Origin of the sequence: Shewanella sp. WE21, assembly GCF_002966515.1 — a bacterium.
Classification (GTDB): domain Bacteria; phylum Pseudomonadota; class Gammaproteobacteria; order Enterobacterales; family Shewanellaceae; genus Shewanella; species Shewanella oncorhynchi.
Genome location: NZ_CP023019.1, coordinates 1,470,591 through 1,497,054 on the forward strand (window position 1 = coordinate 1,470,591; position 26,464 = coordinate 1,497,054).

General features: G+C 46.8%; 20 protein-coding genes and 1 rRNA gene. 16 read left to right on the forward strand and 5 right to left on the reverse strand.

Annotation, left to right across the window (positions count from 1 at the left end):
- Window positions 1-3 precede the first annotated feature (3 nt).
- The 3 genes from CKQ84_RS06280 to CKQ84_RS06290 form a co-directional block, all read right to left on the reverse strand.
- Window positions 4-1,546: ribosomal RNA gene (locus CKQ84_RS06280) — 16S ribosomal RNA — on the reverse strand.
- Window positions 1,547-2,483: 937 nt separating this feature from the next.
- Window positions 2,484-3,389 (reverse strand): helix-turn-helix transcriptional regulator, encoded by a 906-nt coding sequence (locus CKQ84_RS06285; protein ID WP_006083558.1) that lies wholly within the window; start codon window positions 3,387-3,389, stop codon window positions 2,484-2,486.
- Window positions 3,390-3,444: 55 nt separating this feature from the next.
- Window positions 3,445-4,317, reverse strand: coding sequence for a formate dehydrogenase accessory sulfurtransferase FdhD (locus CKQ84_RS06290; RefSeq protein ID WP_105253015.1), 873 nt, complete (start codon window positions 4,315-4,317; stop codon window positions 3,445-3,447).
- Window positions 4,318-4,654: 337 nt separating this feature from the next.
- On the opposite strand from CKQ84_RS06290, the gene CKQ84_RS06295 reads away from it, so the two are divergent.
- The 13 genes from CKQ84_RS06295 to CKQ84_RS06355 all read left to right on the forward strand — a co-directional run bounded on the left by CKQ84_RS06295 (window position 4,655) and on the right by CKQ84_RS06355 (window position 20,455).
- On the forward strand, window positions 4,655-5,119 hold the full coding sequence (locus CKQ84_RS06295; protein WP_105250549.1) for a DUF3305 domain-containing protein: 465 nt from the start codon (window positions 4,655-4,657) through the stop codon (window positions 5,117-5,119).
- Entirely contained in the window at window positions 5,119-5,799 is a 681-nt protein-coding gene (locus CKQ84_RS06300) for a DUF3306 domain-containing protein (RefSeq protein WP_105250550.1), read from the forward strand. Before CKQ84_RS06295 ends, CKQ84_RS06300 begins: the two co-directional genes overlap by 1 nt.
- Before the next feature lie 189 nt (window positions 5,800-5,988).
- Window positions 5,989-7,650, forward strand: coding sequence for a 4Fe-4S binding protein (locus CKQ84_RS06305; protein WP_173913218.1), 1,662 nt, complete (start codon window positions 5,989-5,991; stop codon window positions 7,648-7,650).
- Window positions 7,651-7,660: 10 nt separating this feature from the next.
- Window positions 7,661-8,338, forward strand: coding sequence for a molecular chaperone (locus CKQ84_RS06310; RefSeq protein ID WP_105250552.1), 678 nt, complete (start codon window positions 7,661-7,663; stop codon window positions 8,336-8,338).
- 177 nt (window positions 8,339-8,515) lie between these two features.
- Entirely contained in the window at window positions 8,516-8,707 is a 192-nt protein-coding gene (locus CKQ84_RS06315) for a twin-arginine translocation signal domain-containing protein (protein ID WP_105250553.1), read from the forward strand.
- A gap of 24 nt (window positions 8,708-8,731) precedes the next feature.
- Complete coding sequence (locus tag CKQ84_RS06320; RefSeq protein WP_105250554.1) at window positions 8,732-11,584, forward strand: formate dehydrogenase subunit alpha; 2,853 nt, start codon at window positions 8,732-8,734, stop codon at window positions 11,582-11,584.
- A gap of 26 nt (window positions 11,585-11,610) precedes the next feature.
- Window positions 11,611-12,207 (forward strand): formate dehydrogenase FDH3 subunit beta, encoded by a 597-nt coding sequence (gene fdh3B / locus CKQ84_RS06325; protein ID WP_006083566.1) that lies wholly within the window; start codon window positions 11,611-11,613, stop codon window positions 12,205-12,207.
- Window positions 12,208-12,256: 49 nt separating this feature from the next.
- Complete coding sequence (locus CKQ84_RS06330; RefSeq protein WP_105250555.1) at window positions 12,257-13,285, forward strand: formate dehydrogenase subunit gamma; 1,029 nt, start codon at window positions 12,257-12,259, stop codon at window positions 13,283-13,285.
- A 395-nt stretch (window positions 13,286-13,680) separates the two neighbouring features.
- Entirely contained in the window at window positions 13,681-13,881 is a 201-nt protein-coding gene (locus CKQ84_RS06335) for a twin-arginine translocation signal domain-containing protein (protein ID WP_105250556.1), read from the forward strand.
- A 17-nt stretch (window positions 13,882-13,898) separates the two neighbouring features.
- Window positions 13,899-16,751 (forward strand): molybdopterin-dependent oxidoreductase, encoded by a 2,853-nt coding sequence (locus CKQ84_RS06340; protein ID WP_105250557.1) that lies wholly within the window; start codon window positions 13,899-13,901, stop codon window positions 16,749-16,751.
- A 29-nt stretch (window positions 16,752-16,780) separates the two neighbouring features.
- Window positions 16,781-17,350 (forward strand): formate dehydrogenase FDH3 subunit beta, encoded by a 570-nt coding sequence (gene fdh3B / locus CKQ84_RS06345; protein ID WP_105250558.1) that lies wholly within the window; start codon window positions 16,781-16,783, stop codon window positions 17,348-17,350.
- A 79-nt stretch (window positions 17,351-17,429) separates the two neighbouring features.
- Window positions 17,430-18,413, forward strand: a complete 984-nt coding sequence (locus CKQ84_RS06350; RefSeq protein WP_105250559.1) for a formate dehydrogenase subunit gamma — start codon at window positions 17,430-17,432, stop codon at window positions 18,411-18,413.
- Between the two features lie 458 nt (window positions 18,414-18,871).
- The gene (locus tag CKQ84_RS06355) at window positions 18,872-20,455 is read left to right on the forward strand and encodes a methyl-accepting chemotaxis protein (protein WP_105250560.1); all 1,584 of its coding nucleotides are present in this window, start codon (window positions 18,872-18,874) and stop codon (window positions 20,453-20,455) included.
- Between the two features lie 117 nt (window positions 20,456-20,572).
- Here CKQ84_RS06355 and CKQ84_RS06360 read toward each other — a convergent pair whose 3' ends face one another.
- Complete coding sequence (locus tag CKQ84_RS06360) at window positions 20,573-21,694, reverse strand: hypothetical protein (RefSeq protein WP_158682994.1); 1,122 nt, start codon at window positions 21,692-21,694, stop codon at window positions 20,573-20,575.
- Window positions 21,695-21,977: 283 nt separating this feature from the next.
- Here CKQ84_RS06360 and CKQ84_RS06365 point away from each other — a divergent pair, with 283 nt between their 5' ends.
- The gene (locus CKQ84_RS06365; protein WP_105250562.1) at window positions 21,978-23,369 is read left to right on the forward strand and encodes a tetratricopeptide repeat protein; all 1,392 of its coding nucleotides are present in this window, start codon (window positions 21,978-21,980) and stop codon (window positions 23,367-23,369) included.
- Between the two features lie 72 nt (window positions 23,370-23,441).
- On the opposite strand, the gene CKQ84_RS06370 is transcribed toward CKQ84_RS06365, so the two are convergent.
- Window positions 23,442-24,353 carry a bile acid:sodium symporter family protein gene (locus CKQ84_RS06370; protein WP_173913162.1) on the reverse strand — a complete coding sequence of 304 codons (912 nt, stop codon included), beginning with the start codon at window positions 24,351-24,353 and terminating at the stop codon, window positions 23,442-23,444.
- 380 nt (window positions 24,354-24,733) lie between these two features.
- On the opposite strand from CKQ84_RS06370, the gene CKQ84_RS06375 reads away from it, so the two are divergent.
- Together CKQ84_RS06375 and CKQ84_RS06380 are read left to right on the forward strand one after the other, a co-directional pair.
- Entirely contained in the window at window positions 24,734-26,071 is a 1,338-nt protein-coding gene (locus tag CKQ84_RS06375; protein WP_105250563.1) for a coproporphyrinogen III oxidase family protein, read from the forward strand.
- Window positions 26,072-26,203: 132 nt separating this feature from the next.
- Window positions 26,204-26,437, forward strand: a complete 234-nt coding sequence (locus CKQ84_RS06380; RefSeq protein WP_011787794.1) for a hypothetical protein — start codon at window positions 26,204-26,206, stop codon at window positions 26,435-26,437.
- The last annotated feature ends 27 nt before the right edge of the window (window positions 26,438-26,464 follow it).

Below are 26,464 nucleotides of genomic sequence, written 5' to 3' on the forward strand. Positions count from 1 at the left end.
AGGTAAGGAGGTGATCCAGCCCCAGGTTCCCCTAGGGCTACCTTGTTACGACTTCACCCCAGTCATGAACCACAAAGTGGTGAGCGCCCCCCCGAAGGTTAAGCTACCCACTTCTTTTGCAGCCCACTCCCATGGTGTGACGGGCGGTGTGTACAAGGCCCGGGAACGTATTCACCGTGGCATTCTGATCCACGATTACTAGCGATTCCGACTTCATGGAGTCGAGTTGCAGACTCCAATCCGGACTACGACGAGCTTTGTGAGATTAGCTCCACCTCGCGGCTTTGCAACCCTCTGTACTCGCCATTGTAGCACGTGTGTAGCCCTACTCGTAAGGGCCATGATGACTTGACGTCGTCCCCACCTTCCTCCGGTTTATCACCGGCAGTCTCCCTAGAGTTCCCACCATTACGTGCTGGCAAATAAGGATAGGGGTTGCGCTCGTTGCGGGACTTAACCCAACATTTCACAACACGAGCTGACGACAGCCATGCAGCACCTGTCTCACGGTTCCCGAAGGCACTAAGCTATCTCTAGCGAATTCCGTGGATGTCAAGAGTAGGTAAGGTTCTTCGCGTTGCATCGAATTAAACCACATGCTCCACCGCTTGTGCGGGCCCCCGTCAATTCATTTGAGTTTTAACCTTGCGGCCGTACTCCCCAGGCGGTCTACTTAATGCGTTAGCTTGAGAGCCCAGTGTTCAAGACACCAAACTCCGAGTAGACATCGTTTACGGCGTGGACTACCAGGGTATCTAATCCTGTTTGCTCCCCACGCTTTCGTGCATGAGCGTCAGTCTTTGTCCAGGGGGCCGCCTTCGCCACCGGTATTCCTCCAGATCTCTACGCATTTCACCGCTACACCTGGAATTCTACCCCCCTCTACAAGACTCTAGTTCGCCAGTTCGAAATGCTATTCCTAGGTTGAGCCCAGGGCTTTCACATCTCGCTTAACAAACCGCCTGCGCACGCTTTACGCCCAGTAATTCCGATTAACGCTCGGACCCTCCGTATTACCGCGGCTGCTGGCACGGAGTTAGCCGGTCCTTCTTCTGTAGGTAACGTCACAGATATAACGTATTAAGTTACACCCTTTCCTCCCTACTGAAAGTGCTTTACAACCCGAAGGCCTTCTTCACACACGCGGCATGGCTGCATCAGGGTTTCCCCCATTGTGCAATATTCCCCACTGCTGCCTCCCGTAGGAGTCTGGGCCGTGTCTCAGTCCCAGTGTGGCTGATCATCCTCTCAGAACAGCTAGGGATCGTCGCCTTGGTGAGCCATTACCTCACCAACTAGCTAATCCCACCTAGGTTCATCCAATCGCGGAAGGCCCGAAGGTCCCCTCCTTTCCCCCGTAGGGCGTATGCGGTATTAGCAGTCGTTTCCAACTGTTATCCCCCTCGACTGGGCAGATCCCTAGGCATTACTCACCCGTCCGCCGCTCGCCGCCTCAGGAGTAAACTCCCTTGCGCTGCCGCTCGACTTGCATGTGTTAGGCCTGCCGCCAGCGTTCAATCTGAGCCATGATCAAACTCTTCAATTAAAGTTTTGTTGCTTCCGTCTTGCGACTTCAGCGGCTCAATGAATTCTGATTTTTTGTTTCTAACTAAAGAAACAAACTGTACATATTACTATGAACACTCATTGTTACATTGATTTAAATTTTTGACTGCCAACCCGAAGGTTAAGCAGTTTCGATTAACTCAACACCTGTGAGTGTCCACACAGATTTCTTGTTTTATCTTGTTAAAGAGCGTTGACCACATACCGTTGTCGGCGGGTCGCGCTGATGCTTCATCAGCTCAGGGTCGTGCATTTTACGCATTTCCCGTTTCGCGTCAAGGAGTATTTTTCAACTTCTTGCTGCGCTTGAATTAAGTGCTTAAAAGCGACTCAATTTAACCTAACTCGTCAGCCTGCTTTCGCTGTCTGCCGTGTCAGTGGATGCGCATTATAGGCAGCAGAAGATTTTGTGCAACCCCTATTTTAAGGAAATTTGCAGTTAATTCTAATTATCTAATCTAGCCACAAGATACCCACCACTTACCCCCAAAGTTATCCACAAAATAGCGCTTTATCTGTAATTTGGCCCAATTGATTGCCAGCGTACAGTATCAAGACAAAGGGATCATGAGCATGAATGCTATCAGATTTAAATGAGAATAACGGCTGCTCGAACCGGAATATCTCACCTCCACTTTTATATGGAGTCGTTTATGGGAGAATGACGGGGAACAACAGAAGAAGATGACACTCTGAGTGTATTTGGCGATGAAGATACTTTACCTATATATAGTAGTTGCCTCCCATCAACTCACCATAGAAAGTCGAAACAACGTAATCAGCAATATAAAGAGGGTCTCTTTGATACTTATTCGTTAGTAACTGGCTACATTAGATATCAGCATGTAGTAGCAGTAATAAGTAGTTCAGAGACCATTCAACTCTATTCACCTTAATCCATTACCGAGTTGAGTGGATTAGCTCGCACTCCATAGCAGTTGTCCGCAGTCGGTAAGATCATAGCCACCAAGTAGTGCCGCCATTTGCCTCGAGTGACCACTCGCCAACATAGTAAAAAGTTGTTGAAGCTGACGACGGAAGTAAATGCTTTGCGGCATAACGAAATCGAAAGACTCTTTAATCAGTGGCACGAAACTTAAACCACTTTCCAAAGCCACAGATTGACAACCAAAACCAATATCGGCATCACCCCTAGCGATATAACCCGCCAACTCGCGTTCACTATAGGCAGTTAGCACGACATTAAGTTGATCTAAGCGAGCACCTTGCTTTAACAACCAATGCTCTAAGTGCTGTTGGCTACCTGCGCCCCCCTGACGACTCACCCAACGCCAAGGCAAGTTCACGACTTTATCTTCTTCTTGGCATCTGTGGTGCATATCGGCACGCATGATCAACCCTTGCTGACGGGAGTAACCATGCACCATGATCCATTGTTGATGGTTGTTATAACCTTTAAGTAAAGCTGGGTGGCGAATATTTCTATCCTCCATGCTACCCCAGTGTAAGGTGCACACATCGGCATAACCTTTAGCAAGCAACTCTAACCCTAAGCGTGAACCTGTTGCGCTGTAGCTTATCAACTCACGGCTACCAACTTGCGCCATCAAACGCGCCACCAGCATAGATAATAGTGGATCGTCACTACCAGTGATCAATAAACGGTCGGTCAGCATGCCACTGTGGCAAGAATCCATTACCCAACGGTCGATTAACACTTTCGGAAATAGCCATTTACCGGTGATTTTAGTGGCGGGGAGAATTCTGTCATTAGCCATGGCGTAGACTTTTTTCTCATTAAGGTCTAAATACTCGGCCACTTGCTTCGCGCTCATGTAGACCAATTCACTGGCAGACGTCATCTTGTTTCCTTGTCTTATTCTTCGTTACTGCATGTAAGTCTTAGCTGACTTGAGGCTAAGGAGCCGTATTGGCATCAAACTGCAGATTTTCACTGCCGTGGTACACCAAAAAGTGACGGCCTTTCGCGCGGGCTATAATAGTAATACCCAACTGCTGCGCTAGTGCTAAGCCCATTTGAGTCACGCCACTGCGTGATAGCAAAATAGGGATCCCCATTTTAGCGACTTTAATCACCATTTCCGAAGTTAAGCGGCCAGTGGTATAAAATATCTTATTATCGCCGCGATCCTGAGTCAGCCACATATCCCCAGCCAAAGTATCTACGGCATTATGACGACCAACATCCTCGACGAAAGCCATAATTTTATCGTCTTCGCACAAGCCACAACCGTGTACAGCACCCGCATTTTTATAGGTTTCGTTATATTCGTTGATATTTTTCAATAAGCTATAAAGGGTGCTTTGCTTAAGACTTGGCGTTGGTAAATTGATGCCGTCTAAATCTTGCATAAAACTGCCATAAACCGTGCCTTGACCACAGCCTGATGTCACCGTTTTTTCGGAGAGTTTCTCATCAAGATCAGCGGTTTGTTCACGGGTAACCACGGCTGCAGAACTCACATCCCAATCGACGATAACAGAGTCCAGTAAGCTCACATCCGAAATAAAGCCTTGGTTCTTAAGATAACCTAACGCCAGTGACTCAGGTTTCGCCCCTAGGGTCATAAGTGTCACTATTGGTCGCCAGTTCAAATACACGGTAAGCGGACGTTCGCAGGCGACAAATTTATCCAACACTTCCCCGGCTTCATTCACTGCTTTTACAGCAATGGTCAGCGGTACTTCCACTTGAGTTCTCACAAAAGAACACTGATGCTGAGTTTTTTGAGAAGGATTGGCTGTCGCTATTTCGCTATCTGTGCTCATGTTGTTATCAGGAATAGTGATATTTTCAGAGATCATAATGTTACCGCTTAACGAGTCATGGCCAGAGCATAGCAATATTTATACCTAGACATAAAAATTGGGGTTAAATGCGTGATCTGCCGCAATGCAGATTTTTCATTAGCCCTTTTATGTCCCAAACAAAATCCTGTACTGGACAAAATGTCCAATTTATAGGGTGTTTTTGATGATCTAGCTCAAACTAATCCACTATGTTTACTGGCACCAATATTGCAGAGACCTTTTATCGCAATTTGTTGGTAAAACCGAACCGTTCACTCTACGGTTTGTCCATCAACACGGCTGAGACGGAGAGACAATGCAACATACAACTAGTGTTTGGCCTATGTACGTTTCACTCAAGAAAGTAGAGAAGCAAGTTGGCCGCTGGACCTCAGTACAATGGGAAATTGATCACCTACTTCCCGCCACCCATCAAGCCCCAGACGATGCAACCTTAGTGCTACTCGAACTGCACAAAGACGAACGCGCCAGCTATCGCCTCAATCTCGATTTAGATAACGCCATGCTGTATTTAGTATGTGATGAAACGGCCGATGGCACTTGGATACCGGCGGCATTATCGGCGGATCAGAATGTCGCGGCGGGTTGTCTTGAGGGCAATACCCCTGTCCTCAACTTATTGATGCCAAAAGCTATCGCTTGTTGGATTGAAGCCTTTATCACCCAATATGGTGAAGTCGAAATTGCCGCTCATCGCCGTAAACATGTCGATGGCCGTAATAATCAAGGCCCGAGTCACGATCCATTGCGGAGGGACTAATGGCTGAATCCATACAAAAAACAGGCGGGCTACTGAGTCGCTGGAACCAACGGCGCGAACAAGTTGCAGCAGAGGAAGCGCGAGAGGCTGACGGGGAAATCACACCTCAGGAGACCATCGTAGCCGAGCCCACTATGGCAGTTGAGCCGCTTCAACCCACAGAGTCAGCCATTGAACCTAATACTGCAGAGCATGACGATCCTAATCGCATCCTCACTGCAGCGGATTTACCCAATCCCAACGAAATTGAAATAGGCGGCAGCTTTGCGAGTTTTATGGGTGCCAATGTTGACCCTGCGGCTAAATCTGCAGCGCTACGTGCACTGTGGAAACAACCGCATTTCAACGAGATAGATGGGCTTTTGGAATATGCACTCGATTACAGTAATCAACCGAAACTCAGTGCAGAAGTCTCAGCTGAATTGATGCAAAAAGTCTTCCGTTACATAGCCGAAGACAGCGAGACCTCGGATGAAGAATCAGCTGCTTTAGCCAAACAAACTGAAGAAAGCAATCCATCCGTGAGTCTTGATGTAAGCGAAACAACAACTCATGAGACTAATGAAGTCGAAATCGAATGGACAGCTGAGCCGATAACGGACAATTTGGATGGGGAGACTGATGACCTACCCCAAAATGCACCAGAGCCCTTAGCTCAGGCACATACCCGAGTTGTTTAACGTCAGTTTAGCTAATTTTAATGTCCGTAACTTTGGTATGTGAATTGCTGTACTAAGATATAAAAAAGCTTAGATAAAAGCAGAAAAGGCAATGACTTACTTATTACCAGCCGCCTAAATCTGCCCAGATACAGTAAAACAAGAAACAGCCAAAGTACTGTTCAGGAACGCAATGTGAGCACTTATTTGATGACCAATCAAACCCAAGAAGCGTTAAAACAAGCGCGACAACAGGTATTAACGCAAACTCAGATGTTGCAGAATCTGATCCCGCCAACTGTCAGCTATACCACCGAAGGCAATGTTCTTATTATTGGCCCAGAAGATCTGGCTCGCCTTGCCGCGGACAAATTGTCCACTATGGCCCATAGGGTGATTTTAGCCAATGAAGCCATTACCAGCCAAGATGAAGCGCACCTAGAACGTGTCATGGCAGCGGCAACTGATGTCGAAAGCTATTACAACAAACTCATTGGTGTAAAAGGCTTTTTAGGCCAATTTCAAGTCAGTGTTGAACATCAAGATGGTGCAGCCGAACTCAGTTTAGTGTCAATCCGTAAACCCCATTTCGATATCGTGCTCGATTTGAGCAGCGCAGCTTGTTTGCACTTAGAAATGCTGCCACCCGGCTATTTTTACGTAGGCCAAGACGCTGAAAAACTCGAAGATGCCCTTGCGCAAATTCCCGATCTCATCGGCCAATTTGATAAGCCGCGCTACGTCAAAATTAACCCAGATATCTGTGCCCACGACCGCAATGGCATCAATGGTTGTAATCGTTGCCTCAACTTCTGCCCAGCAGATGCGATCAGCAGTGTCGCAAAGAAAATTGAAATCGATCCATATCTTTGCCATGGCGCAGGCAGTTGTACCAGCGCTTGCCCAACGGGTGCCATCAGTTACGATTTACCTACGCCACAAGCTTTGCATTCATACCTGAACAAAGTCGTTAGCCGTTTCCGCGAACAAGCCCAAACCGCACCGGTGATTTTGTTCCACGATAATGCCGTCGGCGCCAACTTTATTAGCGACGATTTAGCAGGCGACATCATCCCCGTTGCCCTCGAAGAAATTACCGTTGCTAGCGTAGATCATTGGTTGTCAGTACTCGCTTGGGGCGCGCGCCAAGTGCTGCTCCTCAACACAGACGCAACAGCGCCAACCCTAACGCAAATGCTTAAAGGCGAACTGTCGTTAGCCAATAGCATTTTAGATGAAATGGGCCAGCCACAACGCATTAGCCTCATCGACCCGAGCATGCTTGCCGATTTACATTCGATGCTCGATATCAGCTTAGATTGGCCTGTGATCGTGCCCGCCGCATTTGTGTCGACCACTAAACGCAACACGCTATTTGAAGCGATAGATCACCTCAATAGCCAAGCGGGTGAAATTGATACTTGCCTTAGCCTCAACAATATTCCCTTTGGCAAAGTCAGTGTAAATGTAGAAAAGTGCACTATGTGTATGTCCTGCGTGGCAATTTGCCCAACCGTGGCATTACAAGATGGTGGCGACAAACCTGCACTACACTTTATTGAGCAAAACTGCGTGCAATGCGGTTTATGTGAGGCAGCGTGTCCTGAAAAAGTGATAAGCCTTACGCCACAAATTAACTTTAATAAAGCTGCCCGTCAGCAACAACAGACCCTGAAAGAAGAAGCCCCCTTCGAATGTATTCGCTGCGGCTCTCCTTTTGCGACCCAATCTATGGTGCATCGGATGCTGGATATGGTCGGCGCGCACAGCGCATTTTCTGCCAATATTGAACGCTTGAAAATGTGTGGCGACTGCCGGGTAAAAGACATGTTTGAAGACATTCTTCAAGATCCTGAAAAGCAACTGCGATAAGAGATCCGCTATGACCGAATCAGTAAGACAAGTTTCAGAAAACGATCAGTTGAGAGCCGATATCTATCAACTGTTAGCCGCCCTATTGCGCCGTCAGCCAAGCCCTGAACTGCTACACTTTTTGGCCAATCTTGAAATTGATGCCAATGAAGACAACGAGATGACTAAAGCTTGGTTATCACTCCAACTCGCCGCACAGCAGTTCAACAGCGCACAACTAGAAGACGAGTATTTTGCCCTATTCCTCGGTGTAGGTTGCGGTGAGATCCTGCCCTACGGCAGCTGGTTTATGACGGGCTCATTGATGGATAAACCACTGGCATTGCTACGCCAAGACTTAATGCAACTAGGGTTTGAACGCGAAGACAACGTCAAGGAACCCGAAGATCACGTTGCAGCACTGTGTGAAGTGATGGGAACCCTGATTTTAGAAGCGCCAAGTTATCGCCAATTGGCTTTTTTCCAACGCCATATCGGCAGTTGGATTGGCCGTTTTTGCGACAATTTAGCCAAAGCACCAAGTGCGGCGTTTTACGCCACGGTTGCACAGCTAGCAAAAGCTTTTTTTGCAATGGAAGCCAGTGCTTTTGAGCAATTAAGCTTAGATATTCCAGTCAATTGCCCGGGCAGCGCAGACTTACAGCCAGCCACCAGCGATTTAGCAAAACCAGTAGAGTTAATGAACTAAGACTAAACTGAGTGATAGCGCGGCATGTGCGTGCTAAATGTAAATGTTAGAGATGAGTTCAATCTGCGAAGGTGAGATTAATGTTCACCTTCGCAACAATAACGGAAGCTAAGGCTTCCACAATAACCGAGGTGGTAGCCGTTTGTACCACCTTATCCCGTAACACAAGGAGACACTATGAAGAAGCCAGCTTCCGACATGGGCCGTCGTCAATTGCTTAAAGCATTGGCACTCGGCAGTGCGGCAGGCGCAGTGGTCACTGTGAGTAGTCAAGCGTTAGCTTCGACAAAAACGGCAGCAACCGCAGAGCCTAAAAGTGAGAACTACCGCGAAACCGACCATATTCGTAGCTATTATACGTCGCTTTAAAACTAAAATAGAGGAGAGTGTGTGATGCGATTAACCCGCAAAACAGACCAGGTTGTCGAAACTAAAGCGCCAGCACTGGGTCTCAATCGTCGTCAATTCTTAAAATCGGCAAGTCTTGCCACAGGAGGGATCGCTGCGGCGTCCATGCTGGGCACAGGCATGATGCGTAAAGCACAGGCCCAAGAAGATATTGGCCATAATGTTCCCACCGAAGTCAAACGTACCATCTGTTCTCACTGTGCCGTAGGTTGTGGTGTGTATGCAGAAGTACAAAATGGTGTATGGACGGGTCAAGAACCCGCATTCGATCACCCGTTCAACGCTGGCGGTCACTGCGCGAAAGGTGCTGCACTGCGTGAACATGGTCACGGCGAAAAACGCCTGAAATACCCCATGAAGTTAGAAGGCGGAAAATGGAAAAAGATCTCTTGGGATCAAGCGATTAATGAAGTCGGCGATAAAATGGCTTCAATTCGTCAAGAGTCAGGCCCAGATTCAGTCTACTTTATGGGTAGCGCTAAGTTCTCTAACGAACAAGCTTATTTATATCGCAAATTTGCGGCACTGTGGGGTACGAACAACGTCGACCATTCTGCCCGTATTTGTCACTCTACCACGGTAGCCGGTGTTGCTAACACTTGGGGCTACGGTGCGCAAACCAACTCAATCAACGATATTCGCAACTCTAAGTGCATCATGTTTATTGGGGCAAACCCCAGTGAAGCGCATCCTGTTGCCATGCAGCATATTTTGATTGGTAAAGAACGCGGTGCCAAAATCATCGTTGTTGATCCACGTTTCACCCGTACTGCAGCGAAATCTGACGAGTACGTGCATATCCGTCCTGGCACAGACATCCCCTTCATTTATGGCCTGTTATGGCACATATTTGAAAACGGCTGGGAAGATAAAGAGTTTATCAAACACCGTGTCTATGGCATGGATCGTATCCGCGAAGAAGTGAAAAAATACCCCCCAGAAGAAGTTGAACTGGTTGCGGGTGTACCAAAAGCGCAGATGTACCGCGTCGCCAAAATGATGGCTGAAACCAAACCCGGCACAATTATTTGGTGTATGGGTGGCACTCAGCACCACGTGGGTAACTCTAACACCCGTTCATACTGCATGTTACAACTCGCTTTAGGCAACATGGGTGTACCTGGCGGCGGCACTAACATTTTCCGCGGCCATGATAACGTGCAAGGCGCAACCGACTTTGGTTTGTTATTTGATAACTTACCGGGTTACTACGGTTTAACGACTGGCGCTTGGGCTCATTGGAATAATGTGTGGGATCTCGACCCTAATTGGGTAGCGAGCCGTTTCGATCAAGGCGAATATCTAGGACAAAAACCGCAAACCTCTGCGGGTATTCCTTGTTCGCGCTGGCACGATGGCGTGTTAGAAGATAAAACCAAGATAGCGCAAAAAGACAATATTCGTCTGGCGTTCTTCTGGGGACAATCGGTCAACACTGAAACCCGTGGCCGTGAAGTGCGTGAAGCTTTAAATAAAATGGACACCGTCGTCGTTGTCGATCCATTCCCAACCATGGCGGGTGTTATGCACCAACGTCAAGATGGGGTTTATTTACTTCCTGCGGCAACCCAGTTTGAAACCTACGGTTCAATCTCTGCGACTAACCGCTCAGTACAATGGCGTTCTAAGGTCATAGAACCCCTGTTCGAATCCCTGCCTGATCATGTGATCATGTACAAACTCGCCAAAAAAGTGGGTATAGATAAAGAGCTATTCAAGCATATTAAAGTCAATGGTGAAGAGCCTTTGATTGAAGATATCACCCGCGAATTTAACACAGGTATGTGGACTATCGGTTATACCGGACAAAGCCCAGAGCGTTTAAAAATGCACCAAGAAAACTGGGGTACTTTTGATGCTGATAGCCTAGAAGCCCCCGGCGGTCCTGCCAAAGGCGAAACCTACGGCTTACCTTGGCCTTGTTGGGGGACACCAGAGATGAAACATCCTGGTACCCAGATTCTGTATAACGAAGCCAAACATGTGAAAGACGGTGGCGGTAACTTCCGTGCTCGCTATGGTGTGGAACATGAAGGCAATAATATTCTTGCCGAAGGTACTTACTCTAAAGGCAGTGAGATCCAAGATGGCTATCCTGAATTTACCGCCGATATGCTTAAGCAATTAGGTTGGTGGGATGACCTGACCGAAAACGAGAAAAAACACGCCGAAGGCAAAAACTGGAAAACTGACATTTCCGGCGGTATCCAACGTGTTGCTATCAAGCACGGCTGTATCCCTTACGGTAACGCTAAAGCTCGTTGTATTGTATGGACATTCCCAGACGATATTCCACGCCACCGCGAACCACTTTACACGCCTCGTCGTGACTTAGTCGCTAAATACCCCACCTACGAAGATCGTATGGTTGCACGTTTACCGACACTGTATAAGTCAATTCAAGACAAGGATTTTGCTAAAGACTTCCCATTGGCACTCACATCAGGCCGCCTAGTGGAATATGAAGGTGGTGGTGAAGAATCCCGTTCTAACCCTTGGTTAGCTGAACTACAACAAGAAATGTTCATCGAAATGAACCCTGCTGATGCAGCGGATCGCGGTATTCGCGACGGTGACAATGTTTTTGTTCATGGTCCAGAAGGCGCCAAAATCACGGTTAAGGCTATGGTGACACCGCGCGTTATTGCCGGTGAATGTTTTATGCCATACCACTTTGCTGGGGTGTTTGAAGGCGAAAGCCTAGCGAAAAACTATCCTGAAGGCACTGTGCCTTACGTGATAGGCGAATCTGCAAACACCATTTTAACTTATGGCTACGACGTTGTGACTCAGATGCAAGAAACTAAGTCCAGCCTATGCCAAATCAGCAAAGCCTAACCTACTTGATGAGGAGATAAGCCATTATGGCAGTCATGAAATTTCTGTGTGACACCAAGCGCTGCATCGAGTGTAACGGTTGCGTCACTGCATGTAAGAACGAAAACGACTCCGCTCTCGAGTGGGGAATTCAACGTCGCCGCGTGGTGACGATCAACGATGGTCTACCTGGCGAAGCCTCAATTTCAGTGGCTTGTATGCACTGTACTGACGCTCCCTGCATGGCCGTATGTCCGGCAGATTGTTTCTACCGTACCGAAGACGGCATAGTGCTGCACAATAAAGATACTTGTATCGGTTGTGGTTATTGCTTCTATGCTTGTCCATTTGGTGCACCGCAATTCCCGAAAAAGACTGCCTTTGGTAGTCGTGGCAAGATGGACAAATGTACTTTCTGTGCCGGTGGCCCAGAAGAAACCTTCTCCGAAGCTGAGCGTAAAAAATACGGTGCTAACCGTATTGCTGAGGGCAAGTTACCTATGTGTGCTGAGCTTTGTTCTACTAAAGCGCTGCTCGCAGGTGATGCGGAAGTGGTATCAAACATTTACCGTCAACGTATGGCCTCTCGAGGCAATCCTAACGTGATTTGGGGTTACAACCCCAAGACAGGTGAGATTAACTAAGCAGAGCGAGGGTTAGGGAGAAATCCCTAACCTCTGGCAAGGAGTGAAAATGTTAAACAAACAGTTAAACAAATCACTGCACAGTCTGTTTGCTCTGTTGGTGCTCGTCATGGGATTGGGATTAGGTTCAGTCATGAGCTCAAACCCAGTACACGCAAGTGATCAGCAATCGAGTCAACAACAGGCGAAAGCGCAAACCAGCGATGCCGATCTTTGGCGAGCGGTAAAAGCAGGCGATGCCGGCTATACCACTGCCAAAGGGATAGATACTGGGGTGTTGATTAACGTTGCCGGTAACCAAGGTAAAGAACTGAGAAATGAATACTTAACCCCCGTCATGGCGCTAGCCGTGGTAGGTGTGTTTGGTGCTTTCTTATTGTTTTATCTGGTGAATGGTCCATCAAAACTGAGTCATGGCTTTTCAGGCAAGATGGTTTCGCGCTGGTCAAAGGCGGATCTGTGGATCCATTGGGTCATGGCGAGCAGCTGTCTGGCACTGATGTTTACCGGTCTAACCATAATGTTAGGTAAGCAAGTCATACAGCCAATGTTAGGCCCCGACCTTTGGGCGCCATTGATCTATGGCAGCAAAACAATCCACGATTGGGCAGGTCCCATTTTTATCGCGGCTTGGGCTGTATGTGTGGTGAAATGGATGCCGTTACAAACCTTCAAGATGTATGATTTGAAATGGTTTTTAGTGGTAGGTGGTTATATCAACTTTGGCCCGTTCAAAGGTAAGCACCCTGACAGTGGTTTCGCTAACGCCGGTGAAAAAATGTGGTTCTGGACCCTGATGTTGTTTGGTTTATTCATCAGCGTATCTGGCATCATGTTGGTATTGCCAGGCTTGGATTTACCCCGCGAAGCCTCTATGGGCGCGCTGCTGATCCACTCTATCAGCGCCATTATCTTGATTGCCTTTACTATAGTGCATATTTGGATGGCGACCGTATTGAGCGAAGGCGGTATGGAGTGTATGAAGTCAGGCTATTGTGATGAAAACTGGGCAATCCAGCACCATAATCTCTGGTATGACGAAATCAAAGCCAACGGCAGCTTAAAGTATAAAGACTAAGTTAAACCGCAGCTTTTACATCCTCAAAACACCCCGCATCGCGGGGTGTTTTTTATTCACACTGTTCCCATCGCATTAATTCAAAAGCACAAAAAATTAACAACTGAAACAGCGAGATACAAAAATCCGCCAACGCCCTCTTCCCCAGTAGTTCACTAAACTATGAGCGAGTTAACGCTTTAAGAGAACGGCCGCCGATTTCAGGGCTGCAAACTGTCCTAGATCAATTCCTACTCAACCCTTTCCTACTATATTGCCGTCACGCGCGATGATTGATGGTAAACAAGATGATTTCATTATCTTTTCCGTCGCTAATCTTCACTTTTTGATAACAAGATAAACCCCACAAAAAGCCGTGCGATCTCAAAAACTAAACCCTAATTTCAGGAGTCAGCATGAAGCAGCAACCCAGCGATTTATCTCGCCGATCTTTGCTCAAAGCGCTCACCGTCGGCAGCGTAGCGGGTGCCGCCATTGCCGCAACCGGCATGAGCGTGGCACAGGTCAGCGAGAGCAGCAAGGTAACCACTAAAGAGTCAAAGGGTTACCACGAAACTGCGCATATCAGCAGCTATTACGATAGCTTGCGCAGCTAATCTAGGAGAAGTCAGCGATGAAGTTAACTCGCAAGTCCAATGTTGCCACAGTGGCAGACAAACCGGCGTTAGGCATCAGCCGTCGTCAATTTATGAAGCACGCAGGTATCGCCACAGGTGGTATTGCCGCAGCATCTCTGATGGGCACAGGCATGATGCGTCGTGTCGAAGCCAAAGAAGTGCCGCATGATGCGCCAATCGAAATCAAACGTACTATTTGTAGTGCCTGCGCCGTCGGTTGTGGCCTGTATGCCGAAGTACAAAATGGTGTGTGGACGGGCCAAGAACCCGCATTCGACCACCCATTCAACGCTGGTGGTCACTGCGCGAAAGGTGCTGCACTGCGTGAGCATGGTCATGGTGAAAAACGCCTGAAATATCCAATGAAATTGGTTGATGGCAAGTGGAAAAAAATCTCTTGGGAAGATGCTATTAACGAAGTGGGCGACCAAATGCTCAACATTCGTCAAGAATCTGGCCCAGACTCAGTGTACTTCATGGGTAGCGCTAAGTTTTCTAACGAAGGTTGTTACATGTACCGCAAGTTGGCGGCTATGTGGGGCACAAACAACGTCGACCATTCAGCTCGTATTTGTCACTCTACCACGGTAGCCGGTGTTGCTAACACTTGGGGCTACGGTGCGCAAACGAACTCTTTCAACGATATCCAGAATGCTCATGCCATCTTCCTGATCGGGGCAAACCCAGCAGAAGCGCATCCCGTTTCGATGCAACATATTCTGATCGCTAAAGAAAGAAACAACGCCAAAATCATCGTCGTTGACCCACGTTTCTCTCGCACTGCAGCGCATTCAGACTTGCATTGTGCAATTCGCCCAGGCACTGATATTCCGTTTATTTACGGTATGTTATGGCACATTTTTGAAAATGGTTGGGAAGATAAAACCTTTATCAAGCACCGCGTATTCGAGATGGAAAGTATCCGTGCTGAAGTGAAGAAATTCCCACCTAAAGAAGTCGAAAACATCACTGGCGTGAGCGAAGCCGAGGTTTATCAAGCGGCTAAATTAATGGCTGATAACCGTCCTGGCACTGTGATTTGGTGTATGGGTGGAACTCAACACCACGTGGGTAATGCCAACACTCGCGCTTATTGTATTCTGCAATTAGCACTGGGCAACATGGGCGTTTCAGGTGGCGGCACTAACATTTTCCGTGGCCACGATAACGTACAAGGCGCAACTGACTTAGGTTTGTTATTTGATAACTTACCCGGTTACTACGGTTTGACCTCAGCGGCATGGAGTCACTGGACCCATGTTTGGGATCTGGACATGGCATGGGTGAAAGGTCGTTTCGATCAAACCGCCTACCTTGGCAAAGATCCAATGACGACACCGGGTATTCCTTGTTCTCGTTGGCACGATGGTGTGTTAGAAGATAAGAGCAAATTAGCGCAGAAAGATAATATCCGTATGGCGTTTTTCTGGGGACAATCTGTCAACACTGAAACCCGTCAGCGTGAAGTGCGTGATGCCTTAGACAAGATGGATACAGTCGTCGTTGTCGACCCATTCCCAACGATGGCAGGGGTTATGCACCGTCGTAAGAATGGCGTATATCTGCTGCCTGCGGCAACTCAGTTTGAGACTCACGGTTCAGTATCTAACTCAGGCCGTTCTATCCAGTGGCGTGAGCAAGTCATCGAGCCACTGTTCGAGTCTAAAACCGACATCGAAATCATGTACCGTTTGGCCCAAAAACTGGGTATTGCCGAGCAATACACTAAACGCATCGCGATTGAAAATGGATTACCTGTGATTGAAGAAATCACCCGTGAAATCAACCGCGGTATGTGGACTATCGGTATGACAGGTCAAAGCCCTGAGCGTATCAAGTTACACACCCAAAACTGGGGTACTTTCAGCAACAAGACGTTGGAAGCCGCAGGCGGCCCAGCTAAAGGCGAAACCTACGGTTTACCTTGGCCATGTTGGGGCACACCAGAGGCTAAACACCCTGGCACTCAAATCCTTTATAACCAAGCCAAACACGTTAAAGACGGCGGTGGTAACTTCCGCGCCCGTTACGGTGTTGAATATAAGGGTCAAAGCATTTTAGCCGATGGCACTTATTCTAAAGGCGCTGAAATTCAAGACGGTTACCCAGAATTTACTGCCGATATGCTCAAACAATTGGGTTGGTGGGATGATCTGACGGCGGAAGAAAAAGCGGAAGCCGAAGGTAAAAACTGGAAAACAGATTTGTCAGGCGGCATAGTGCGCGTGGCGATCAAGCACGGTTGTATCCCCTTTGGTAATGCTAAAGCTCGTTGTATTGTTTGGACTTTCCCTGATCAAGTCCCTGTACACCGTGAACCGTTATACACAGCACGTCGTGACTTAGTGGCGAAATACCCAACCTATGACGACATGCAAGTACACCGTCTCCCTACGCTGTATAAGTCTATCCAAGACAAAGACATGAGCGGCAAGTACCCGCTGGTACTGACATCGGGTCGTCTGGTTGAATACGAAGGTGGTGGTGAAGAATCTCGCTCTAACCCTTGGCTGGCTGAACTTCAACAGGAAATGTTCGTTGAGATAAGCCCTGCCGACGCTGCCGATCGCGGCATTCGTAATGGTGAAGATGTCTGGTTAGAAGGCGCCGAAGGTGGCCGTATTAAGGTGCAAGCCATGGTTACCCCAAGGGTAAAACCCGGCGTTACCTTTATGCCATATCACTTTGCGGGTGTGATGCACGGAGAAAGTTTAGCGCCTAATTATCCAGAGGGAACAGTGCCTTACGTTATTGGTGAATCTTGTAACACTGCGCTGACCTATGGTTATGACCCTGTGACACAAATGCAGGAAACCAAGGCATCACTCTGTCAGATTGTTAAAGCGTAAGTGCAGCTTAAGCTAGGAGAATTGCCATTATGGCTACAATGAAATTTTTGTGTGATACCAAGCGCTGCATCGAATGTAACGGTTGTGTCACTGCCTGTAAAAACGAAAACGACTCCGCTCTCGAGTGGGGGATCCAACGCCGCCGCGTAGTGACGATCAACGATGGTCAACGTGGTGAAGCCTCAATCTCTGTCGCCTGTATGCATTGCTCAGATGCACCTTGTATGGCGGTTTGCCCAGCAAACTGCTTCTACAGAACCGACGACGGCATAGTGCTACACGACAAAGATGCCTGTATTGGTTGCGGTTACTGCCTGTACGCCTGTCCATTTGGCGCACCTCAGTTCCCGAAAAAAGGTGCCTTTGGTAGCCGCGGTAAGATGGATAAATGTACCTTCTGTGCCGGTGGCCCAGAAGAAAACCACTCAGATGCAGAACGCCAAAAATACGGTTCAAACCGTATTGCCGAAGGCAAACTGCCTATGTGTGCAGAACTGTGCGCGACTAAAGCCCTGTTAGCGGGTGATGCCGAAGTGGTTTCAAGCATCTTCCGTGAGCGTGTGGCTTATCGTGGTGCTAAAAACGCGGCTTGGAATTAATTCAGGTCAACAGGATCTGTCCACAGACTTAGCTTAGCGCCTATCTAGGTGGGCGCGACTAAGTGAGAGAGGATGTATGATGAACAAATGGTTCAAACACATAGGTTTAGCCATAGCACTGTTATTTAGTGCTGTGTGTATAGCCAATGGTGGTGATGAACTGGCGAATCAAGTTCAACAGTCTGATGCCCAAATTTGGGCGCAACTGAAGGATGGTGCCACGGGATACACTACCTCCCAAAGTGAGTTTCATGCTCAGCCGATCAATACCTACGATTTACGGGTATTAGAGCTGCGTAGCGACTGGTTAGCGCCCGCCTTAATGGCAGCACTATTCGGTATGATCATTATCTTTGTCCTATTTATCAAGGTGAATGGCATCTCCAAGCTGCACCATGGTTTTTCAGGCAAGTTAGTGCATCGCTGGTCTAAGTTTGATGTTTCAATCCACTGGTTAGGCGCGATTCCATGCTTACTGTTGATTTTAACAGGCTTAACCTTGCTGGCTGGTCGCTTCTTCTTCCAACCTTGGTTGGGCGAAGGCATCTGGGAAGCAATCGTCTATGGCGCGAAGCAAATCCATGACGTGATGGCGATTCCCTTCATGATAGGTTGGGCATTGATGACCACCCTATGGGCGAAAAACCAACTGCCAAAAATGTACGACGTAAAGTGGTTCATGGTAGTAGGCGGTTACATTAACTTTGGTCCGTTCAAAGGTAAGCACCCAGATGCGGGTTTTGCTAACGCGGGCGAGAAAATGTGGTTCTGGGCATTTGCCCTGTTTGGATTAGTCATTTCAGCCTCGGGCATGTTATTACTCTTCCCTAACCTGTTCGAGCCAAGCCGTACATTAAGCTTGATTGCCCTGGTACTGCATTCAGTGAGCGCTATCGTGATCTGTGCTTTCTCTATCGTACACATCTTCATGGCAACTGTGATGTCAGAAGGTGGTATGGAATGTATGGTGTCAGGCTACTGTGATGAAAACTGGGCCAGCCAACATCACAACCTATGGTTTGATGAAATCAAAGCCAACGGCACGCTTAAATATAAAGAATAAGACTGAAATCTAGTTGTAGGTATTCAAAAAATACTTAGCCACTAGCAAACGTAGAGCCCCCGTCAATCACTACTGGCGGGGGCTTTTATTTCAGCATGAGTCATCGGCTTTAAGTATATGTCTGAATTACATTTTGAATCATTTGTAGCATTTGTAGCATTTGAGTACGAGATCACAAAGACCAATTTAAATGCTAAATCACTGTAAAAAAATTGCATGTATCATAGTTATTTAATAATAAAAACAATCATCTAGATAAAAATTTAATTTAAACAACACAACATTTTGTAACCTAGCAACCAACCAGATGCAACACCAATAAAACAATTCAATTAAAAACAGTATCTTAGTAGACATTTCCATAAAATACTCTCTTGCTGGCTAGCTCACGCGCACGCTAAAATTACCTATAGCGTAATTAAATTACGCATTGCTGCTTTTTATCCTAGAAGGTCACCATGTTTAAAAATGCCAAAACCAGTACATTGACGGCATTGCCATCAGTGTTTACAAGTATCTTACTGATCATCATAGGTATTTCGTGCTATCGCAGTTTTAACGAACTCGGTGAGACCAGTAAAAGCCTAGTCGACAACACTCAGCTCGCAGAAACTTTCACTACAGTACGAGAATCCTTTTTTGAGTTGCGCTTAGCCACCTTAGTCCACAACGGTAAAGCTATCGCCGATCAACAACATAAGGTTGCACAACTCGTCTCTCAACTGACCAAATTTAATACCGACTTCATGGGCGCTGATGCTCAAGCTATTCACACTCTTTTACCACAAACAGAACATTATGTTCGTCTCTACCAAGAAGAACTGGCACTCGCTAAACAAACTGGAGCAGTACCTGAGCTAACCGCTGAGCGTGCTGCGCTCGGGCCTAAGGTCAGTAATCAAATCAACCAATTAGTCACGCTGATCACTCAGCGAAATCATGAGTTAGGCAAACAAGCTGAAGATAAAGTCACCTCGACAGAAAGCATCCTACTGGGATTGATCTTGTTCGCGATTGTAGCGTCACTCTTCAGCGCCCTCATTATGAGTAAACAACTCGTCCACATAATCAATGAGATAAAACGGGTAATGGAACGTCTTGCCCATGGCGACCTAACTCATAAAACAAATATTAAAGGACAAAATGAGCTCTGCTCACTCGCAGAAGATCTCGACAGCGTGATAGGTAATCTACGTGAAATTATGTCTGAAATTGCCCAAGCCTCGGATCATATGTCCGACCAAATAGGACAATTGAATGTACAGTCAAATGCCAATAATCATGCACTGCAAATCCACGCCGTCGAAACCGACCAAGTCGTGACAGCCATGACTGAAATGAGCGCTACGGCCCATAATGTCGCGGGTGATGCTGCATCTGCAGCCCAGTTTACTCAACAAGCAAATGCGCAAGCGGATAAATCGAAGCAAGCCGTCGAACAAGCTGCCAACACTGTGATTGCCTTGGTCGCTAAAGTCGATGTCGCTGCTGATGCGATTAATGATATGAACGAAAATACCCGTCATATCGCCGCGATTTTGAATGTAATAGGTGAAATTGCCGATCAAACCAATCTGCTAGCGCTTAATGCAGCCATCGAAGCCGCCCGTGCAGGTGAACAAGGTCGAGGCTTTGCTGTTGTCGCCGATGAAGTTCGCTCACTGGCCGCACGCACTCAAGCAAGTACCGCAGAAATCAACCAGATGCTGGAACAACTTTATCTTGGTGCCAATGCCGCCGTAACCGCAATGGAGCAAACGAAACACAGTTGCCAGCAAGCCGCCGATACCACCAATCTAGTGACGGAAAACCTTGATACCCTGACCACTTATGTGTTCGATATTAATGGGCTCAGTAATCAAATTGCCACCGCAGCAGAAGAGCAAAGCGCTGTGACCGAAGAGATAAACCGTAATCTGACCACCATTCGTGAAATGGTCGATGAACTGAATCAAAGCGGTAAAGCCACCCTCAATAGCGCAACCTCTTTGGCCGCGACGAAGGAACAACTCGTCGGCGTGGTCTCGCATTTTAAGCTTTAAGTTTATATTTACTCGTCCACTCCAGAAACAAATCCCTTGCGTGTCATGACTAGCAAGGGATTTCGCTTAATTTTTATTGAGTCGCTATTTAACTGCAAAGAACGTATCAAGTCACGGCTACTGAATTAACCCAGCTGTCCCAAGATCACAGCTAGCATCACGGGAGATAATTGCCGCATGAAGATTATGATCTCCCTCTAATACGGCTTTTCCTTGCTCGACAAAGGTGATAAGTAATTCCCCAGTATTAAGACGATGCGTAGTCGGCTTAGCAATATTGCCGAAACTAGACTCAACCACTAACTCCTCAACACCTAATTGACCATTAGGGTTCAGACATCGACGCCAGAGGGATAATCCACTATTTTCTTGAATTGGGTAAACATAATAAATATCAATATTGCCATCTGGTCTGATAATAGCCTTAGCATCGTGCACTGTCGCATCAGTCAAGTTAATAGGTATAGCCTCTGTCCAAGTATTCCCTAAATTACTGGATATTCTAAAATGAGTCTTAGTGATATAGACAGGTTTACCGCTGGGCTGAGTTTGACTTGTGCGGAAGGATTTTTGAAAAAAATAGACAATATCACCACCGGAGAAAGATGAAAGATAAGGCATAAAACCTGAACTATCTATAGCTGAGGGGGTATCAAATTTGACGCCATCATTACTTAGTGCAAAATAAAGACTGCAACATTTTTTGGCGGTATACACAATAGCAACGCTGTTGCGACTCACTCGATGAAATTTAATATTACTTGATGGCGCAATCGCATCCTTTAATGATACTGGTTCTATTTCGACTAAAACCCCATTACGCAATTTGGCTCGAAATACATCAGCCTCAGACTTAAAGCTGCGGGCCTCAAGATAATACAACCAATCTTCGCCATTAAAGTTAACTAAACTCACGGACGAGACTATATTAGAAGGACTTTCAGGTAAAATATTGACTGATGAACCTTTATCTAACACGCCATGATCAAAATTTAAAGAAGTATACCTCAACCAAGCTTTTTCCATCTTATATCCACTCCAAGATTCATACACTAAAGTATTGGATGTTCCAGATTGGATTAGGGCACTTGTATATTGAATGGCGCTGGGATGCTCTACGCGCAGTATACTTTCTCTTTTTAAAGGCCGTTCATTGCTACTCGCCGTAAATGAATATGCAGTAACAATATATATAATTACCCGCTTTATTATCATCCATTCATCAGGTAAGAATTTCATATTTATTCATCCTTAAATATTGAGTATAACTAAAAACCTTCGGATTAAATCAATAACACCATCATCGACTTCCATATAACGCCAACACTCTATATTACTCATAAACAAAGTACCCGATACATTAAGCAGTACATTTGTCATATTTAGTTCACAGCCTCATTTTATCCGCCTGTCCATACACAGTGGTAAACCACAAGGCTTGCTTGTAGCATAACAAGCCTCTACGTTAAACAACTTCACTAGCACTACCGCTTACAAGTACCCGCTTAACGACAAGGATGTTATGAAGATATTCACTATTGCTACTCTCCTATTACTGTTGACCGTAAGCTTTGCAGCAACTGCAGAAAAGTCCGCGCTGGAACAGCTATTTGAGCAACAACAATACAACGCTTTCTTGCAACAAGCGCAGCAGCAAGCAGCAGAGAACAATGCTGAGGCGTTATTCTTACTGGGTAAAGCCTACCATCTCGGCCGTGGCGTCACGCAAGACAATGCCACCGCCAGCCAATACTATGAACAAGCCAGAGCCTTAGGTTCGGCCCGTGCCAGCCATAATCTAGGCAGCATGGCGCTGGATAATGATCGAAAAACGCAGGCCATCCCCTTGTTAGAAGAAGCGCTGGCGCGGGGTCTTAAACTACCGACCTTATATAACCTAGGACGAGCACACAGTCCGGCAGATCCCAGCTCAAGGTTCTATCTAGCGAAAGCAATCACTGCGGCGCAGCAAGCGGGGAGTTACTTTGGGCAAGCCTTTGAACTCCAGCCCGATAACCTCTATCTGGATAATGTCTCACGCGAGTATCTGCGTGCTTATTTAATGGCGATGCAAAGTGTCGGCAGCGAAAGAGAAAGCCTCAACATCCCGCAGTTACGCCAGCAAGCCATAAAGTGGCTAGAATTGGGTATGGCAGCAGATGACGGTACGGCGTGGACAAACTACGGCGCTCTGCTGTTGAATGAAAATGACTACAGCGGTGCGAAAGCCGCATTTTTACAAGGTGCTAAGCATCAAGTTGCCATCGCTAACTATCATTTAGGCAGCATGGAAGAGCGCGGTTTGGGCGCAGAAGCCGATAAAGTGCGAGCACTGGCATACTTCGAGAAAGCGGCGTTAGCCGGCATGGAACAAGCTAAAACGCCCGCATATAATCTGCTTAAGGCACAACTGGAATATGAAGACGATCTCACTAAATTGGAACAGGGCATTGCCCGCTTTAATGCACTAAAACAGCAAGATCAGTATGTTCCCATCTCACTTGACTCAGTTATTCTTCGCCTGACGTGGGGTAAGTTTCTGGCACAGCAGCGACAACAGATTATTTCGTTGCCAACAGCGGCCAAAACCCAATTAAGCTTGCAGGCCTGTGGTTTAGGCTACAACCAACTGCATGGCAGCACATACAATATTGGAGAAAACTCTCACTGGCGTATGGCGGCGTATCTAACCTTAGCTGACAAAATCGCCTTACCATTAGAAGGCAGAGTCGATGAACATGGCTGCGCCAGTTTAACGATTGCCATGACAGATCAGCTGTATCACTTGTTACAACAAGGTGTCGTATTCGGATTACGCTTTCCCAACTACACACTGCCACTGGCATTAAGCCGGCAAGAAAATATCTTGCAGCTAACACTCATGCCTGTCGAGACCCCACTACCGGTTAATTAGTCACAGCAATTTAAGCCTGTGGCCGCGCTTGCTAGGCCACAGACATTATCTATTTTCGCCAGCAACATCTTATTAATCTTGCGATTCCCTCGCCCAATATCCCGCCAACATGGCGCCAGACAAATTATGCCATATCGAAAATATCGCGCTGGGAATGGCAGAAATAGGACTAAAGAATTTAATACATAAAGCAGTGGCGAGACCGGAGTTTTGTAGGCCAACTTCGATGGAGATAGTTTTACAGACTGTGTGGTTAAAGCCTAATAAACGGCAGCAGAAATAGCCTAAGGCGAGACCAAGACCATTATGTAAGAACACGGCAAGCAGAATAATCGGGCCAACTTTATCAAACTGATTGGCATTTAACGCCACGATAATCGTAATCGCCATCACAATTGCCAAGATAGAAATCAGTGGCAATGCAGGAGCGACTTTAGCCACCAGCGATTTAAAAAAATGATTGATAATCACGCCAACGCTGACAGGGATCAGCACAATTTTCACTAAACTCAGCAGCATATCGGCGAAGGGTATATCGATCATTTCCCCAATCAACAGCTTAATAATCAGTGGTGTTAACACCACGCCCGCTAAGGTTGATAGTGCCGTCATGGTTATCGATAAAGCCACATCGCCTTTCGCTAAATAACAGACCACGTTTGAGGCGGTGCCGCCTGCAACACTGCCCACTAACACCATGCCTATGGTGAGTTCCCTATCTAATCCTAATAACAGGCTGATCAATAATGCGCTGAGCGGCATGACCGAAAATTGCAGCACGAGTCCTGCGAGTACCGCACGTTTCTGTTTGAAGGCATTAGCAAAATCCTGAAGATCTAAGGTGAGCCCCATAGATAGCATGATGATCACCAACAGCGGCACTATGGCGGATTTAAGCTCAGTAAACCAACTCGATATCAGATAAGCTGTCATTGCGCCTATCAGTGCCAACAGCGGGAAGAAGCGGTTTACGTTTGCCAACATAGTGGGCCCTTTACATCAAGAGGTTATTTTTATCGCTCGGATGATGACAGCCGTCCCTTGGATAGACAAGCGCTAATCCGCCAGCAACAAAATGCCTAGAATGGTGATTTTCAATCTCAGTATTTAGACTGACACGGCAAGCTAACCCCGCAAATCTACAATAAATTCCGCTAAAAAATGCATGATAAAAATGCATTCTCAATCGCTAAAACATGATCTGCTTAACAAAAAGCCCGTGATTTCCTTGTTAGGAAACCGTAACTTATAACCAGTTCACGTTTTAACAATTACATACGAGGTAGTCTTATTGCGCTAGGTGGTCGTGAATTACCTAAAGCAATTTCGGTGTTTACGGTTAGCACTCTCAGATAGGAATCGTTATGTCATCAGTTATTCAAACGCTCAGCGGCGCTATCGCAACGCCTTATCAAGCGAATATTACCGTCCCTAACTGGATGCTCGGCTCGATGGAACGGGTCATGCAGTACTATGTCGATAAGAATCTTCGCCTCGATACGCTTTCCGCAGAAATGATGCCAGCACCGGTTGAAGGAAAAAAATATATGCTATACGCACATATTCCCTTCTGCCATACCCTGTGCTCTTACTGTACCTTCCACCGTTTTATGTTTAAGGAAGACAAGGCGCGTGCCTACTTCATCTCATTACGTAAAGAGATGGAAATGGTCAAGGCCCTCGGCTATGACTTTGAATCTATGTACATTGGTGGTGGTACCACCACGGTATTAGAAGACGAATTAGCCCGTACCATAGAACACGCTAAAACCCTATTTCCTAGCATTAAAGAAGTCTCCTGCGAGTCCGATCCGCAGCATTTAGACAGCCCAGGCTTTAAACAGCTCAAAGGCTTAGTGGATCGCATGTCTATCGGCGTACAAAGCTTTAATGACGATATTTTAAAAATGACCGACCGACTCGATAAATTCGGCACGGGTCAGCAAACCTTCGACAAGATCATGGGTGCCAAAGAGTTGTTCCCTATTATCAACGTCGACCTGATTTTTGGTTTCCGCGGCCAAACCGATGAAGTGATCCAACACGATCTCGACATGGCATCGCGCTTAGACCCAAGACAAATTACCACCTATCCGCTGATGATCACTCATCAAACCCGTAAGAGCGTTAAAGGCAAATTAGCGGCGCCGCAAGCGGATATGGCAAACCAATATCGCCAAATATTAAACAGTCTTAATGGTCAATATAATCAATTGTCTGCATGGGCATTTGGTAAAACCGATGACGAAGGATTTGACGAATACGTTATTGATTACGACGAATACTTAGGGGTAGGTTCGGGCTCATTTAGCTTCTTAAATGACACGCTTTATGTGAACACTTTCTCGCTACGTAAGTACCAAGAACGCATCGCAGCGGGTCAAATGGGTGTCGAGCAACAAAAGAACTACAGCAAAAAAGACGTGATGCAATATCGCTTTTTGCTGGGCATGTTCTCCGGCCGTTTATCGCGTAAATATTTCCGCGAAACCTTTGGCGTCAATTTAGATACCGCCTTATTTAAAGAAATGACGTCAATGAAACTGATTGGCGCCATCAAAAACGACCCAACAGATCCCGACAATCTGATCGTCACCGACAACGGCAAGATGATGGGTCTATTGATGATGAAAGAGTTTTACTCAGGCATGGATAACGTGCGCGCCCAGTTGCGTAAACCGCTCAAACCCTGTGATATGTAACACTTATTGATGATTGTTGATTCATAAAGACTAAACAGGCCCTTCGAGGGCCTTTTTGTTAACTCTGTTTAAAGGTAATCTTGCCCAGTACTATTAATTGAGCACAATCCCAACAATAAAGGAGTATTCGTTATGGGTTTTAATGAACAAGAAAAACAAGCCTTATTAGCACTCAAAGGCGTTGGCCCGACAGTAATTAAACGCTTCGAAGAAATTGGCATCAGCTCGCTACAACAACTCGCCCAACACGAAGTGGATGATATTGCTAACTTAGTCGCCAGCATGCTGCGCACTACTTGCTGGAAAAATAGCCCACAAGCGCGAAATGCGATAAGTGCGGCCATCGACCTCGCCCGCGCGCAATAATCGTTCCCCATTGATACTAAAACATCC